The 15,232-nt window shown below is 58.5% G+C and carries 10 protein-coding genes and 2 pseudogenes; 8 read left to right on the top strand and 4 right to left on the bottom strand.

Annotated features, from left to right (window positions below):
- The first annotated feature begins 37 nt into the window (after positions 1–37).
- Positions 38–910 carry a LysR family transcriptional regulator gene (locus ACZ1HK_RS15000; protein ID WP_472629373.1) on the top strand — a complete coding sequence of 291 codons (873 nt, stop codon included), beginning with the start codon at positions 38–40 and terminating at the stop codon, positions 908–910.
- A gap of 160 nt (positions 911–1,070) precedes the next feature.
- Here the strand turns inward: ACZ1HK_RS15000 and ACZ1HK_RS14995 are convergent, their stop codons facing one another.
- On the bottom strand, positions 1,071–2,090 hold the full coding sequence (locus ACZ1HK_RS14995) for a LacI family DNA-binding transcriptional regulator (RefSeq protein ID WP_472629372.1): 1,020 nt from the start codon (positions 2,088–2,090) through the stop codon (positions 1,071–1,073).
- Positions 2,091–2,190: 100 nt separating this feature from the next.
- Between ACZ1HK_RS14995 and ACZ1HK_RS14990 the strand changes: the two genes are divergently transcribed.
- The 7 genes and pseudogenes from ACZ1HK_RS14990 (at position 2,191) to ACZ1HK_RS14960 (ending at position 12,506) form a co-directional block, all read left to right on the top strand.
- On the top strand, positions 2,191–4,515 hold the full coding sequence (locus tag ACZ1HK_RS14990; RefSeq protein ID WP_472629371.1) for a DUF1989 domain-containing protein: 2,325 nt from the start codon (positions 2,191–2,193) through the stop codon (positions 4,513–4,515).
- A gap of 25 nt (positions 4,516–4,540) precedes the next feature.
- Positions 4,541–5,497: an ABC transporter substrate-binding protein gene (locus ACZ1HK_RS14985; RefSeq protein WP_472629370.1), complete on the top strand. Its 957-nt coding sequence runs from the start codon at positions 4,541–4,543 to the stop codon at positions 5,495–5,497.
- A gap of 87 nt (positions 5,498–5,584) precedes the next feature.
- A pseudogene (locus tag ACZ1HK_RS14980) lies at positions 5,585–6,635 on the top strand (quaternary amine ABC transporter ATP-binding protein).
- A 4-nt stretch (positions 6,636–6,639) separates the two neighbouring features.
- Positions 6,640–8,142, top strand: a complete 1,503-nt coding sequence (locus ACZ1HK_RS14975; protein WP_472629369.1) for an ABC transporter permease — start codon at positions 6,640–6,642, stop codon at positions 8,140–8,142.
- A gap of 254 nt (positions 8,143–8,396) precedes the next feature.
- Positions 8,397–9,852 (top strand): annotated as a pseudogene (gene xylB, locus ACZ1HK_RS14970) (xylulokinase).
- Positions 9,849–11,162 (top strand): xylose isomerase, encoded by a 1,314-nt coding sequence (gene xylA / locus ACZ1HK_RS14965; RefSeq protein ID WP_472629368.1) that lies wholly within the window; start codon positions 9,849–9,851, stop codon positions 11,160–11,162. The pseudogene xylB and the gene xylA overlap by 4 nt, the downstream one beginning before the upstream one ends.
- A gap of 111 nt (positions 11,163–11,273) precedes the next feature.
- On the top strand, positions 11,274–12,506 hold the full coding sequence (locus tag ACZ1HK_RS14960) for a cytochrome-c peroxidase (protein ID WP_472630844.1): 1,233 nt from the start codon (positions 11,274–11,276) through the stop codon (positions 12,504–12,506).
- Here the strand turns inward: ACZ1HK_RS14960 and ACZ1HK_RS14955 are convergent.
- From ACZ1HK_RS14955 to ACZ1HK_RS14945, 3 genes are read right to left on the bottom strand one after another with little or no spacing between them, the layout of a single operon-like run.
- Entirely contained in the window at positions 12,503–12,679 is a 177-nt protein-coding gene (locus ACZ1HK_RS14955; protein ID WP_472629367.1) for an ASPIC/UnbV domain-containing protein, read from the bottom strand. The genes ACZ1HK_RS14960 and ACZ1HK_RS14955 overlap by 4 nt on opposite strands.
- Positions 12,597–14,012 (bottom strand): FG-GAP repeat domain-containing protein, encoded by a 1,416-nt coding sequence (locus ACZ1HK_RS14950; RefSeq protein ID WP_472629366.1) that lies wholly within the window; start codon positions 14,010–14,012, stop codon positions 12,597–12,599. The genes ACZ1HK_RS14955 and ACZ1HK_RS14950 overlap by 83 nt, the downstream gene beginning before the upstream one ends.
- Entirely contained in the window at positions 14,002–15,192 is a 1,191-nt protein-coding gene (locus tag ACZ1HK_RS14945; protein ID WP_472629365.1) for an ROK family transcriptional regulator, read from the bottom strand. The genes ACZ1HK_RS14950 and ACZ1HK_RS14945 overlap by 11 nt, the downstream gene beginning before the upstream one ends.
- Positions 15,193–15,232: the final 40 nt, after the last annotated feature.

The following is a 15,232-nucleotide window of genomic DNA, read 5'->3' as shown; positions in this document are numbered from 1 at the left end:
GAACAGAGTTGTTAATTCGCATTTTGGATATAATCTGATGGATACTAACGCTCTGCGGCTTTTTGTGTTGGCCGCCGAAAAACTGAACATCAGCGCGGCTGGTCGTGCCTTGGGCCTCGCGCCGGCCGTCTCTAGTGCTCGGTTGGCGAAACTGGAACAGATTGTCGGTGCGGACTTGTTGCACCGATCAACGCGGAAGGTCTCGCTGTCGCTGGAAGGGGCAGAGTTCCTCCCCTTCGCGCGCGAGATCTTGGCACAGGAAGACGCCGCACTTGCCGCGTTGGGGCAGGGAAATTCCAAGCCGTCGGGCACGTTGCGTTTCACCGCACCAAGTACGTTTGCGCAAATGTACATTGCGCCGATTATTCCCGAATTCCTGGACTTACAACCGGACGTCACCCTGGACCTGCGATTGTCGGACGCTGAATTCGACTTGATTGAGGGGAGCTATGACTTGGCCCTTCGCAACATGGTGCTGGACGATTCCAGCTTGAAAGGACGCAAGCTGGCCAATGACACGCGTATCCTTTGTGCGGCTCCATCCTATCTAGACGCTCACGGGTCGCCGCACGCAATCTCGGATTTGCAGAGCCATACTCTTATCGGGTTCAAGGATCTGTTGCCGCGCACTCTGATTGGACCCGAAGGGCAGCAACGCCACTTCGACCCGCGCAAGGCGAAAGCACGCATGGCTGTGGACGATGGCACAAGTCAGAGGATTGCAACGGTCCATGGCGCGGGCATCTCGCTCAATTCCGCGTGGAGCGTTTCCGACGACTTGCAACGGGGCGCTTTGCGACAGAGTTCTTCCGGAATGGTCAGCGGAAGCGGCGAATGCGCTTTGGCTGGTGTACCCAAAATCGAACGTCCTATCGCCCAAGGTGCGCGTCTTTCTGGATTTCCTGATTGAGCGGTGCAGTGCCCGCTCCTGGGAAGTCGGGTAAACTAGCAGTTCGTCTCGTTTGGTCGATCCAGCGGTCTTTTGGCTCTTTGGGGATTGCGGACGTCACAACGAGACAATGAGGCTCTCCCAATCGGCTGAGGGCGCTCTTTCGCTTATTTTCCGACCACTACGTTTCAGATGATACGCTTCGGGTGGAGGCGCGCTGTTTGATGGCGGCCTCAAGCGAGACGGGCAGCGCAGGCTGGCCAGATTTTATCCAATCGACAATTGCATCGCCTGCGGCATCACCCATCGCTTCCGCCGGCAAATGAATACTCGTAATGCCGGGCTGGCTGACCGCAGACCATTCGAGATCGTCAAAGCCCATGAGCGAGATCTGATCAGGCACAGGAATCTCCAATCGCTGCAACTCAAACAACGCACCCAAAGCCTGAACATCGGAAAGGCACAGCAGCGCTGACGGTTTGACAGTGGCACCCGCCATTTGGCGCACCGCGTCCGCGCCGCCAGCCACGTTCATCGACACCGAAAGAAACTCCGCTTCCATGTCGCGTGTGTGGCGCCGTATCGCCTCCACCCGCGCGACAATCCGGTCGTTGGTGTCCACCGGGCCGTGGGCCACAAAGATGCGCCGATGTCCAAGTGCCTTCAGGAATTCAATGGCCTTCATGGCGATTGCACCGTTGTCGTAGCCAACGGTCGGATAGCGTGCATCAGGGTCGTAGTACGACGTAATCAACGTTGGTACATGAAAGCGGTCGACCAGCGCATCAAAACCTTGCGTATGGGTCTTTCCCGACACGATCAGCCCATCGACCCCCATGTCGATCAAGCCCATGGCCTTGCGCTCTTCGACCTCTGGTTGGCCGCCGGTGACCGCAACAACGAGGGCATATCCCCGTTCAGACAACCGGTTTTCAAGGGAGTCGAGATATCGGGCAAAGATCGAGTGGTCCAATGTCGGCACGAGCGCACCCACGGTGCGGGACCGGCCGGAATTCAGCGTCCGCGCCGCTGCACTTGGCACAAACCCAAGCAGTTCGATTGCTTGGGTCACGCGGGTGCGCGTGTCGTCCGTGACCAGGGTTGATCCGTTCAAGACACGGGACACCGTTGCCACTGAAACGCCGGCATTTCTGGCGACATCGCGCAATGTCGCACGCTTGGGAGGGAAGGACGAGTTCACGATTAATCTGTCTCAGATCGGCTACGATAAAGCAAACTGTTGACTCAGCGGCATGCCAACTCTACCCAATTGTAACCGGTTACAATGAAGAGTGGACGCTATGGATGCGCTGCCCATCCACTTGATCGAAAACCGAGTGCCTGCCCCGAACGGACGGCACTTTCCCGGTCTTGCTGCGCCGATGGCGGGGCAAGAAGGCTATGTCCATCCACGGCAAGCGGTTCGCTTCGAGCTTTGTGCAGATGACGTCATCTGCATCGAGGGCCTGACGGATACGCATGCTGCGTTTGTTTCCGCTTTGGGCGCGGACGGTCGGTTTGCAAATGATGCGCTTGGGCTTGATGCCCGCACGGGCCTGTTGCCAGATGGATTTGATCGGGCCGAGATCGCGGGTTGGCTTATGGCTCGGGGCCTCAACCCTGATGATGACATGCCCGTCGCACCTCTGCGTGGCGGCGACGAAGCGCTAATCCTGAAAGCCCGCTCGTCTGTCACACTCTGGGTCTTGAATTGCCTTGACCGCACCCTGTTGACGGACGGGCTTTTGCCGGATGCGCTGCGCGTTTCCGTCCGCTCCATTTCACGCAACAGCCCGCTTCTTCCACCTCCGTTGGGGGAGGTCCGAGACGAGTTCACCATTCTCCGCGGCACGGCAAAAGCGTATGAATTGCAGCCCGGTGAGTACCTGCAGGTCATCGATGTTGAGGGTCAGCAATGCTCTGACTTCATGGCCTTTTCTGCAGAGGCGTTGCAGGCCGGGCAGGAACGTCTGATCGACAGCACCGCCACACGGTCGATGCTGCGGCGGGCCTATCCGGGGCCTGGATTGTTCGACAAATTCTATGATGCCGATATGGCACCGCTCCTGAATGTGGTGCAGGACACTTGCGGGCGCCATGACACGTTCGGGATGGCTTGCACGGCGCGCGGCTATGAAGAGGCCGGCTATCCGGGGCATGTGAATTGCTCGGACAATATTTCGAATGCTGTTGAACCCTTTGGTGTGGCGCGACGTACGGCTTGGCCCGCCATCAATTTTTTCTGGAACACTTGGATCGATGCCGGAACGCATCGGATTCAAACGGAAGAAAGCTGGTCCCGGCCAGGCGACTACGTGACCTTGCGCGCAATCCAGGCCCTGGTGTGTGTCAGCACGGCCTGCCCGGACGAAATAGATCCGATAAATGGCTGGAACCCCACTGACATTCACGTCCGGATCTATCGTTCCGACGCCCCGGTGCGACGGGCCGTTGCATATCGAGAGAAAGAGAGCGCGCCTGTGACCTTAAGCCAGGAATCGGCCTTTCACCCGGCAACCAGCAAGCTCACCCGCGACTTCCAGCCTGCTCGCAATTTGTGGGTCCCGAACTCGTTCTCGACGGTTGGGACCATTGCAGAATACTGGGCGTGTCGGACCGCCGCCACGCTGCAGGATATGAGCGGTTTGCGGAAATATGAGGTCGTGGGCCCAGATGCCGAACGGCTGCTGCAAAAAGCCATGACCCGCGATGTGGCCAAGCTGGCCGTGTGGCGCGGCACTTACGCGTTGATGTGTGACACGCAAGGCGAAGTCATCGACGACGGCACCCTGTTTCGGATCGCAGAGCAGCGGTTCCGCTGGTGCTGCGGCTCAGAGGAAAGCGGGCGGCACCTGTCGGCTTTGGCAACTGAATACGGGCTGCAGGTTCGCATCAATGCCTCGAGCGACGTGTTGCCGAACCTCGCGCTTCAGGGGCCGAAGTCGCGCGACATTCTACGCGAGATTGTTTTCACGCAGCCGCATGTTCCCGCGCTGGATGAGTTGAAATGGTTCGGCGTCACGATGGCACGTGTCCGGGATCGTGAGGGGCTTCCGTTCATGTTGGCGCGCTCTGGCTATACCGGCGAGCTTGGGTACGAACTGTTCTGCGCGACCAGTGATGCCCCCAAGCTTTGGGACATTGTCATGAAGGCCGGTGAGGACCACGGCCTGAAACCCATGGGCGGAGCCGCATTGGAAATCATTCGCATCGAAGCCGGGCTCGCCGCGCAGGGCGCTGAGTTTGCGCCGGGCGTTGATGCATTGGAGGCCGGGCTTGGCTTTGCCGTGGATTTCAAGAAAGCAGACTTTGTTGGCAAAGACGCGCTGGAACGGAATGCCGGCGCGCCTCGGCGCGTGTTGAAGGGTTTGCTGATGGACAGTGATGACCTCGTCCATCACGGCGCACAGGTCTTTGCCGGTGAGCGACCTGTTGGCATCGTCACGTCTGCAACCCACTCACCTTCGCTTGAGCGCGGCATTGCCATGGCACGCCTTGCCGTTGAGCACTCAGAACCCGGAACCAGGCTGGAAATCGGAATGCTTGATGGTCGCATGAAACGTGTCGACGCGTGTGTCACGAACATTCCATTCATCGACCCGAGCCGATCCAGAGCTCGGGCTTAATCGGATCCAACAGGAGGAAGATCTAATGAAAAAACTGACACTTAGCGCTGCTGCGCTTGGCATGGCGATCACCGCCGGTGCCGCAACCGCGCAGGAGACCGTGATGATCGGCGAGCCATCCTGGCCCGGCGCACGTATCATGGCAAACCTGATTGGTCAGGTCATCGAGACACGCCTCGGCGGCGAAGTGGGTTACGCGCCCGGCGCCAACGCAGTGATCTTTGCCGCCATGGATGGCGGCCGTGGCGACATTGACGTGCACCCCGATGTGTGGCTTCCGAACCAGCAGAGCTTCGTTGATGAATACACCGAAACCGTATCGCTTTCGGAAGGGTCCTATGAAGGAAGCTCGGGCCTATGCGTGCCGACTTACATGGCCGAAGAGCACAACATTCGCACCATCTACGATCTTGCAACGCCCGCCGCGCAGGAGCTGTTCGACAGCGACGGAGACGGCATGGGTGAAGTTTGGGTCGGTGCATCCGGTTGGGCATCAACCAACACGTTCAGCGTTCGTGTGCGGGACTACGGCATCAGCACGTTTCTGACACCCACCACCGAGGACGAGACGGTGTTCTACAGCCGTCTGCGTGATCTGATCGAGGCGCAGGAAGGCGCAGTATTCTACTGTTATGCCCCGCACTACGTGCATGCGCTTTACGATGTGACCATGCTGGAAGAGCCGCCCTATGACGAGTCCATGTACACCATGGTTGCAGCGGATCAGTCTGCAAACTGGTTCGAAGAGAGCTCGATCATGACGGGCGAGCCGGTCAAGACAATCCGCGTGGCATATTCCAACTCGCTTCTGGAGCGGAACCCTGCCGCCGCAGCGTTCCTGAGCGCGATCGACATGGAAGCATCCGAGCTGTCGGAGCTGACCTTCCAGGTCGTGGAGAATGGCGTTGAGATCGATGAAGCCGTTGCCACCTGGATGGAAGCCAATTCCGACATGATCGACGGCTGGCTTGGGCTGAACTGATCCCTGTTTGGTAAGCCCGACCCCGGCAGGCATGGTCTTGCCGGGGTCAATCTATTTTCTGCAGATCGAGTTACGGGGGGCGATGCCTTGTCCAAGGAAATCGCAATTGACGCGCGCGGTGTCTGGAAGGTCTTTGGCGACCGCTCCAAGGAAGCCTTGGCCGCGATTCACGCCGAAGGGCTTGGAAAGGCCGAAGTCCTTAGTCGGTTTGGGTGTGTCGTTGGCGTTGCCGATGCGAGCTTCGAGATCGAAGAAGGGGAGCTGTTTTGCATCATGGGCCTGTCGGGCTCGGGCAAGTCCACGCTGGTGCGACATGTGAACCGGCTTCTTGAGCCGACAGCGGGCGAGATCCGCATCGACGGACGCGACGTGATGGGCCTCAACGACGCCGAGTTGCGCGAATTGCGCAACCATAAGGTTGCGATGGTCTTTCCAGAACTTCGGGCTGATGCCGCACCGTACTGTGCGCGACAATGTTGCGATGCCGCTGGAAATCCGCGGGGCCGGCAAAGCGCGGCGATGGGCAGAGGCCGACCGCGTGCTGGACCTGGTGGAATTGACAGGATGGGAAGACAAATACGCCCATGAGCTTTCGGGCGGCATGCAACAGCGCGTGGGCCTCGCCCGCGCCATCGCTTCGGATCCACACATCCTTCTGATGGATGAGCCTTTCTCAGCGTTGGACCCGTTGATCCGCAAGCAATTGCAGGATCAGTTCATGGCTCTGTCCAAGGAGCTCAAAAAGACCACGATGTTCATCACGCATGACCTGGACGAGGCGATCCGCATCGGCAATCGCATCGCGATCATGAAAGACGGGCGTATCGTACAGATCGGTACGCCGGAGGAGATCATCCTCAATCCCGCAGATGAGTATGTCAGCGACTTTGTGGCAGGGATATCCAAACTCAACATGATCTTTGCGCATTCGGTTATGACGCCGGTGGACCGGTTCAAATCCGAACACGGTGACGTCCCAAAAGATGCCAAGGAAGCCGCTCCCGATATGGACCTCAGCGCGCTGATGGATTTGTGCATGGATGGCTCGGGCATCGTGAAAGTTGTGGCAGACGACAAAACCGTCGGCGTCATCAATCGCTCGGGTCTGATCCGGGCGATCAAGGAAAATCAGGGGTAAGGTCATGAACACAGAAAACGACATCACCCGCCTCGAGCCACTGATTGACGAATTTGTTGGCCAGTCGCAGCCCTACTACCGGCGTGTTTTCGGCAGCATCCTTCAAGCGCCCGGCTACAAATTCACGCTCAATTGGGTTGCGGCCATCCTCGGCCCGATCTGGTTCGGCGCACGGGGCTTGTGGAACTGGTTCCTGGGCTTCCTGATCCTTGAAACTGCGGCCTTTATCCAGATCGGCATGGGCTTGTTTGGTGATCTGGGCTCGGACCAGCGGACGCGGGCCGAAAGCATCCAGGCCACGCTGGATCTGCGCTATCAGCAGATTGAAGCGGCGGAGAGTTCTGGAAACACCTCAACCGTTCAAAGCCTCAGAAACGCAGCTGAAGCCTTGGAAGGGGCCTTGGCCGACGCCGAAGCGGCGGCGACGGCAGCGGATGCAACCGGTCTTTGGTTCATCGGCGGTGGCTTGGTAGCCCTTGGCATCGTTAAATTCATCCAAGCTGCGCTGGCGAATTCGACCTTGGAACATCAGTTTGCGAAGTGGCGCTCAGACCGCTCGCTCGCGTCGGGTTGGTCCATGCCGCGCATGGCCCTTGCAACCATCATGTTTGTGGCCACCGTGATTTTGTCAGCTATGCAATTTGCGCAGCCAACAGCGTTTGCCCTGCTTGCAGAGTTTCCAACTGACGGGAACTGGCGCTTGGCTGTGGGTGACTGGATTCAGGACGGGTTCGATTGGCTTCGCCGCGCCGGGCGCGGTGTGTTTGATACAATTACGGCTGGCATGCGAAACCTCCTTGATGCGATCGAGGTCATCCTTGTGGATACACCTTGGCCCGTCGTGGCCTTCGTGATCCTGATGCTCGCCTATCTTAGCGCGGGTCCGCGTCTGGCGATCTTCACCGGTGTCGCGCTTGCCTATTTGGGCCTGCTCGACTTCTGGGAAAAGGCGATGACAACCGTCGCGCTTCTGGGCGCAGCTGCTCTGATCTCGATCACACTCGGCATTCCCTTTGGCATCTACTGCGCGCGGCGGCCACGGGCGTATTCGATTGTCCGCCCGATCCTCGACTTCATGCAGTCGATGCCGTCATTCGTCTATCTGATCCCGGTCGTGGCCTTTATCGGCTCTGGCAAGCCAGCGGGCGTGGTCGCGACGATGATCTTCGGCTCGCCACCCGTGATCCGATTCACGGTTCTGGGCTTGCAACAGGTGCCCGAGACGGTGCGTGAAGCCGCCTTAGCGTTCGGCGCCACGCCCCGGTATTTGCTGTGGCGGGTTGAGTTGCCACTGGCTGCCAAGACCATCATGGCTGGTGTGAACCAGACGATCCTCATGTCGCTGGCGATGGTTGTGGTTGCCTCCCTGATCGGGGCGCAAGGCCTCGGCGAAGATGTCCTGGAAGCGCTGCAATTTGCTGCCGCCGGCCAAGGGCTTCTGGCGGGCCTGGCCATCCTCTTCTGTGCTATGATCCTCGACCGGATCGTCGCAGGCCGAGGGAGCTAGAGCCATTTCTGGGCCAAAAGACGGAAACTTGGCCGTTTCAGCAAAGCGAGAATTGAGGGCGCCCAATGTTATGGGCGCCCATTCATTTGGGCGGGTCAAAGCCAAAGATCTTGTGCGGCCCAGGCCCGCTCGCTCCACAATGCATGCCCTTCCGCTCGGCGTGTCATGCGGCACGGGCTTGACACTCAACGCATTTTCGCTGATTTATTTTTGTAGAAAAAATAATTAGCCATAACGAGCGCGTTGGGAGGAATATGTATCTCGGTCTGGATCTTGGGACGTCGGGTCTGCGCGCCTTGCTCACTGATGATGCCGGTCGAACTATGGACTCTGCATCGGCTTCGTTCACTGTTCAGAACCCGCATCAGGGTTGGAGCGAACAAGACCCTGACGCCTGGATCGACGGCCTGCGGTCTTGTCTAGTCAGCATTGCGGGCCCAGAAGCCGTGCTGCCTTGTCCCATGTGCGTGCGATCGGGCTTTCCGGCCAAATGCACGGCGCAGTCGCCCTTGATGGATCAGACAAAGCGCTTCGCCCGTGCATTCTTTGGAATGATACACGTTCAGCAAACGAAGCCGCTGCGCTGGATTCCGATCCACAGTTTCGCAGAATTTCGGGGAATATTGTGTTTCCCGGATTCACTGCGCCCAAGCTTGCTTGGATGGCCGCGCAGGAAGCGGACCTGTTTGACCGGATCGTTAAGGTCATTCTGCCAAAGGATTACTTGCGGCTCTACCTTACGGGTCAGCACGCAACGGATTTGTCAGACGCGGCTGGCACATCATGGTGTGACGTTGCAGGGCCGCAAATGGTCAGAGGTTCTTCTAGCAAAAGGTGGGATGCGCCTAGGGCAGATGCCCCATCTTGTAGAGGGGTCAGAGATTTCCGGCGCGTTGCGTGCATCCGTCGCTGAAGAGTTTGGTATCCCTCACTCCGCAATAGTTGTCGGAGGCGCAGCTGACAATGCGGCCGCAGCCTGCGGATCCGGTTGCGTGGAGGAGAGGCAGGCCTTCGTGTCGCTTGGAACATCCGGTGTCATCCTCGCGGCACGCGACGCCTGCACGCCCGGATCCGGACACTGCGGTTCACACTTTCTGCCACGCGCTTCCAGATCGGTGGTATCAGATGGGTGTCATTCTCGCGGCAACGGACGCCCTGAATTGGCTTGGGCGCCTCGTTGGTGAAGACCCTGCCAATTTGGCTAGCCAATTGCCGGATTGCCCGACAGCGCCGAGCGCCACACATTTCCTGCCGTACCTTTCCGGTGAACGCACGCCGCACAACGACGCGGAAATACGCGGCGGGTTCATAGGATTGGACATCGCCCAGGATCGAAGCGACCTGACAGCAGCGGTCATGCAGGGCGTAGGCTTTGCGCTACGGGACTCGCTCGGGGCCCTAAGGTCAACGGGCGCACAGGTTGACCAGTTAATCGCGGTGGGTGGCGGCACGAAGTCAAGCTACTGGCTCCACGCCCTTGCCACGATCCTCGACGTTCCGCTTGCCCGCCCTGCTGACGGTGAGTTCGGAGCCGCGTTGGGCGCGGTGCGGCTTGCGATGGTGGGTGATGGGCACAGCATCACCGACACAATGGTCCAACCCGAAATTGACCATATCATTGAACCTGATCGCTCTTTGAGCGCGGCGTACGAAGCCTCTTACGCTCAATATCAGGCCCTCTATCCCAACATAAAGGCAGCCCTCTCATGAGCTCACGTTTTTTTGCCGGCATCGACTCCATTCCATTCGAAGGGCCCGCAAGCACCTCGGCGCTCGCGTTCCGGCACTACAACCCTGATGAGGTTGTCATGGGCAAGCGCATGGAAGAGCACCTGCGCGTCGCAGTCTGTTATTGGCACAGTTTCGTATGGCCCGGCACGGACCCGTTTGGCGCCCAGACGTTTGATCGCCCATGGTTCCCCGGCGACACGATGGATTTGTGCCGCATGAAAGCAGATGCCGCGTTCGACATGTTCCAACTGTTGAAGGCGCCGTACTTCTGTTTCCACGACTACGACGTGCGACCTGACCACGACAGTCACGCCGACAATCTGCGCGATCTGCAGGTGATGACTGAATATTTCGCCGGCAAGATGGAGGAAACGGGCACAAAGCTGCTGTGGGGCACGGCCAATATGACGTCAAATCGCCGTTTCATGGGCGGTGCCTCGACGAACCCTGACCCCGAAGTCTTCGCCTTCGCGGCGGCCACTGTGAAAGCGTGCATGGATGCCACGCATGCTTTGAACGGAGAGAACTACGTGCTTTGGGGCGGCCGCGAAGGGTATGAGACCCTTCTGAACACGGATCTTGGCCGCGAAGATGCGCAGATGGGTCGGTTCATGAATTTGGTGGTCGAGCACAAGCATAGGATCGGGTTCAAGGGCACCATCCTGATCGAACCCAAGCCACAAGAACCGTCGAAGCATCAATACGATTTCGACGTTGCGACGGTATATGGCTTTCTGAAGCGCCATGGGCTTGAGAATGAAATCAAAGTGAACATCGAGCAAGGCCATGCGATTCTGGCGGGACACACGTTCGAGCATGAGATTGCGATGGCTCAGGCGCTTGGAATTTTCGGGTCCATCGACATGAACCGGAACGACTACCAGTCCGGTTGGGATACGGATCAGTTCCCGAACTCAGTTCCTGAAGTCGCACTTGCCTATTACCACATCCTGCAAGGCGGTGGCTTCACCAGTGGCGGTACCAATTTTGATGCCAAGCTCCGCCGCCAATCGATCGAACCGGAAGATCTTTTGATCGCGCACATCGGTGGGATGGACGTGTGCGCCCGTGCTGTGAAAGCGGCGGCGGCGATGATTGAAGATGGCGCTTTGTCTGCCCCCTTGGACGCGCGATATGCCGGTTGGGACACGCCTGAAGCGCAAGACATGCTGGCAGGCAAGCGGTCCTTTGAAGAGATTGAGGCCGAGGTTCTGGCGAAGGATATCCAACCTGTCGTCAAATCCGGTCGGCAGGAGTTGCTGGAGAACATCGTCAACGGGTACGTTTGACCCATGCCTTCTGGGTCAAGGAAGCAGCTCATCACACGCGGTTTGGGCATCGCCGTGCTGGCATTGCCTTTCCCCCTGCTCGCTGACCCGGCCGACCTTCTGCGCTTTGAGATGGCCGAATTTGGCGAATTCGCACCTGAGCGCGTGGAGCTAGGGCAGCTCCTGTTCTTTGACCCGATCCTGTCCGGCAACGAAAGCGTGGCTTGCGCGACATGCCACCACCCGCGTTTCGCAACATCTGACGGGCTATCATTGGGGCTTGGCGATGGAGCCTTCGGCTTAGGGCCGGAGCGGCGAGTCGATCCGGACAATCTTCCGGAGCAACGCATCCCAAGGCACTCCCCTGCCCTGTTCAATCTGGGCGCCGAGGAATTCAGCGTAATGTTTCACGATGGGCGATTGGAAGCCGATCCGACACGTCCAAACGGTATTCGTACGCCCTTGGGCGATGCGATGACCGACGGGTTTGCGTCTGTACTTTCGGCACAGGCCATGTTCCCGGTTTTGTCCGCCGACGAGATGGCCGGGCACTATTCCGAGAACCCGATCGCCCAATCCGTGCGTTTGGGACACCTTTCGCTTGAAGGAGGTGCATGGGACCAAATCTCTGCCCGCGTTGGGGCTGTGCCGGAATATCAAGCCCGGATCGATGCGATCTACGGTGAAGGTCATCAGATCGGTTTCACAGATATCTCTGATCTTTTGGCAGAGTTCATCGCCGTGGAATGGCGGGCGGATGACAGCCCGTTCGATCGGTATCTGCGTGGCGAAAGTTCGTTAAGCGCAGCCGCAATGCGTGGCATGAATCTGTTCTATGGCGCCGCAGGGTGCGCGGCGTGCCATTCCGGGCAATTCCAGACTGATCACGATTTCCATGCCATAGCGATGCCGCAACTTGGGCCCGGAAAGGCAGCCCGGTTTGAGGACCATGCTCTCGACATTGGGCGAATGCGCGTGACGGGTAATCCTGAGGATGCCTATGCGTTCCGCACGCCATCCTTACGCAATGTGGCCGAGACTGCACCTTATGGTCATTCCGGCGCGTACGCGACGCTAGAGGCCGTGATCCGCCATCATCTTGATCCGGTTGCCTCACTGTACGCATATGATCGCACGCAAGCCATTCTTCCGAACCTTCCGGGCTCGGACGATTGGCGGGTACTGGACGATCCGGAAGCAATGGCAGAAATCGCTGCGGCAAACGAGCTTGCGCCTCAAACGCTCAGTGAGGTTGAGATTTCCGACTTGATCGCCTTTCTACAGGCCCTGACGGACGAAACCTCTTTGATTGGACGGTATGGCGTACCCAACAACGTTCCCAGCGGGTTAGACGTGCCGCGCTAGGGGCGCTCTAACGTGACGCGCTGATTGGCCATTACGTCGGGATGCTCGCTTGTTGATCCGTCCGGCCAAAACACCGTCACGTCGACAAGTTCAGACGAACCCAATCCGAAATGCAGCGGTCCTGCACTGCCCCCTGCATGGCCGCCACCGACGGTTAGTTCTTGGGTCCACAAACGCTCCTCTCGCCCGAAGTTCAACATAAGCGCCCACAGCTCTCGCGTTGGCGCCGGTTTGCCGAAGGTCAATCGAAAGCCATGCTCCCACATTTTCGGTGACGTTTTGGTAGAGTTCCATCGGCGCACCACGATTGACGACAGCAATGTCAAGCAACCCATCGCTGTTCAGATCAGTCAGCACCGCACCGCGCGAGCGCTCCATCGTGGCAATTCCAGCCTGAAGTCCCACCTCAACAAAGGAACCATCTGGCAGTCCACGCAGCAGGTTGTTCGGGTCGTCCATCGCGCTGCCAGGCATTTGCTCCACGTTACCTTTGGTGACAAACAGATCGATCAAGCCGTCGTTGTCGACGTCCCCAAAGGCAGGGTGCCATCCGGTGGATGGGCGTCCATCGCCGCCCGTATAGGGACGATGCGCGGTCGCGCCTCGGTCAAAGGGCGCATCCGTGTAGGTCGGCGTACCGACCTCGGGGTCGCGCAGCTGCAAGCGCTGATCGCCCATGGAGGTCAGATAAACTTCCGACCATCCGTCGCCGTTAATGTCATGCGAAGCAATGCCCATGCCCCAAAGCTGATGGCGCATCCAGCCGTCGTCTTCAGAGTAGAGGCGCGGTTCAGCCTCCATCGCCCACAATTGCTCAGCCCCATCACGCACGTAGTAGTGCCGATCGTTTGAAACACGTAGGTCCGAATGACCCTGGCGTGCCCAATCTGAAAACAACATGGACAAGGCGCAGAACCCTGGCTCCAAAAACACCGGAGCGAAATAGGTATCTCCATCAGGGCGATAGAGCTGATTGGGGGTGCAGGTGCCAAACGGGCCACTTGGGTCGGATCTATCTACGTAGTTTCCAAAGGCGAGTGTGGGCATGAAATTGTCGCGTTCCCACGTGGCGGAAAAGGCGGTTGTCCAGCTTTCGTCGTCCGGCAAAGGAACCCCGTCCCAAAGTTCGAATGCACAGTTGCCGACACCGCGAAAGATCTGGTTCTGCCCAACACGCAGAACCACAAGGTCCATGTGTCCATCACTATCGATGTCGAGCGGATAGGTTCCGATCACTTGCGTAACAGACAGGGCGCTGTCGATGGCTTCGAAACGCAAATCCTCGTCGCTTTGGTTCAAGAAAAGCTGTGCTGGGTTTTCGCCCCCTGCCGCCAAGAGTTCGGGCAAGGCGTCACCATTGCAGTCAAAACTTGAAAGCCCGCCACCGACAAAGAATTCCCAGCCGCCAGTGTAGATATGCGGCGCAATTTCTCGCGGCTCAAAAATCGGATCGGCCGATACCGGCAGCGCGATGCAAAGACCGAATGCCGCAATCTTAGGCCGCATCACGCGACAGCCCCTTAATTTTCTGCCGGGTCACGGCTTCAATCGCATAGGCGGCTGCACCTTTGGCCCACATAAGGTCGCCCCAACGGTGCACGCGGATCTCGGGCAGAGGGGCATCGACTTGCACCACGCTGGATTTCACCCACTCCAGCAAACGATCACCGTCAAAGAAATCCAGCGAAGCTTGCTCACCTGACAAAATGACCAATTTGGGGTCGAAGATGTTGATCACGTTGACCAATCCCATTCCCAGCATACGACCGGCGCGCTCAAAGATGCTCAGCGCAGTCGCATCGCCGGCCTTCGCATGGGCGTATAGGGCTGCGACACTATCGTGCGGGATGCCTTGCCCGTGTACCGAGGCCTCTCGTAGCAAGGCATAGTCACCAACATAGGCTTCAAGACATCCGCGCTGACCACAGCGGCACATCGCCCCTTCAAGTTGGACTTTGGTGTGTCCCAGTTCCGCGCCACAGCCCCGCTCCCCGCGGTAGATTTCGTTGCCGATCACGATGCCCATTCCGACACCTTGTTCGATCGTGATGACGATGAAATCGGTCTCACCCTGCCCTTCACCGAAATGCTGTTCGGCCTTGGCGACAAGGTTCGCGTCATTATCAAGAAAGACCGGCATTGGCAGAACGCTGGACAACGCTTCGCCAAACTCAACGTTGCGGGCCTTCAGGCTCGGGGACCAATAGACGAAATTTCGCGCAGCATCGATCAGACCAGCCATACCGAGGCCAAGGCCGGTAACATCCTCAAGACGTCTTCCGCATTCGTTGCAAGCAGCATGGAGAACGTCGTGAATGACCGCCGCGAACTCATCCGCACCCATCTGACCATTCGGAATGGGTTGCGAGTATTCGCCAATCGTCTCGCCGACGAAATCGAGCAACACAACGGAAGCATGCCGATCTGCAATCTTCATACCGGCAATGAGAAAAGCATCGCCCCGCACGGACAAAGCGACGCGCGGGCGTCCACGCTTTGCGACCCCGGGAACTGGATCAGAATGCAACTCAGTGATCAGACCGGCTGACAGGAGCTCCGATGTGATCGCCGTGACCGTGGCGGGACTGATCGAGGTGGCCTTGGCGATATCAATCCTTGCGATTTGGTTGGCGTTCCGAATCGCTTCGAACACCATCTGGCGACCGCTTTCTCGTTGATCTTGCATCGATTGCGGACCCTCCCCTTCTCATTCCGTAGCCTTCTCG

Source organism: Gymnodinialimonas sp. JB5-7 (assembly GCF_055693405.1).
The sequence above is the reverse complement of the archived record's forward strand: the minus strand, read 5'-3'. Positions and strand labels throughout refer to the sequence as shown.

Coding starts and splice junctions, on each gene's coding strand:
- ACZ1HK_RS15000 (WP_472629373.1), top strand. CDS start 38: ATGGATACTAACGCTCTGCGGCTTTTTGTGTTGGCCGCCGAAAAACTG.
- ACZ1HK_RS14990 (WP_472629371.1), top strand. CDS start 2,191: ATGGATGCGCTGCCCATCCACTTGATCGAAAACCGAGTGCCTGCCCCG.
- ACZ1HK_RS14985 (WP_472629370.1), top strand. CDS start 4,541: ATGAAAAAACTGACACTTAGCGCTGCTGCGCTTGGCATGGCGATCACC.
- ACZ1HK_RS14975 (WP_472629369.1), top strand. CDS start 6,640: ATGAACACAGAAAACGACATCACCCGCCTCGAGCCACTGATTGACGAA.
- xylA (WP_472629368.1), top strand. CDS start 9,849: ATGAGCTCACGTTTTTTTGCCGGCATCGACTCCATTCCATTCGAAGGG.
- ACZ1HK_RS14960 (WP_472630844.1), top strand. CDS start 11,274: ATGGCCGAATTTGGCGAATTCGCACCTGAGCGCGTGGAGCTAGGGCAG.
- ACZ1HK_RS14950 (WP_472629366.1), bottom strand. CDS start 14,012: ATGCGGCCTAAGATTGCGGCATTCGGTCTTTGCATCGCGCTGCCGGTA.
- ACZ1HK_RS14945 (WP_472629365.1), bottom strand. CDS start 15,192: ATGCAAGATCAACGAGAAAGCGGTCGCCAGATGGTGTTCGAAGCGATT.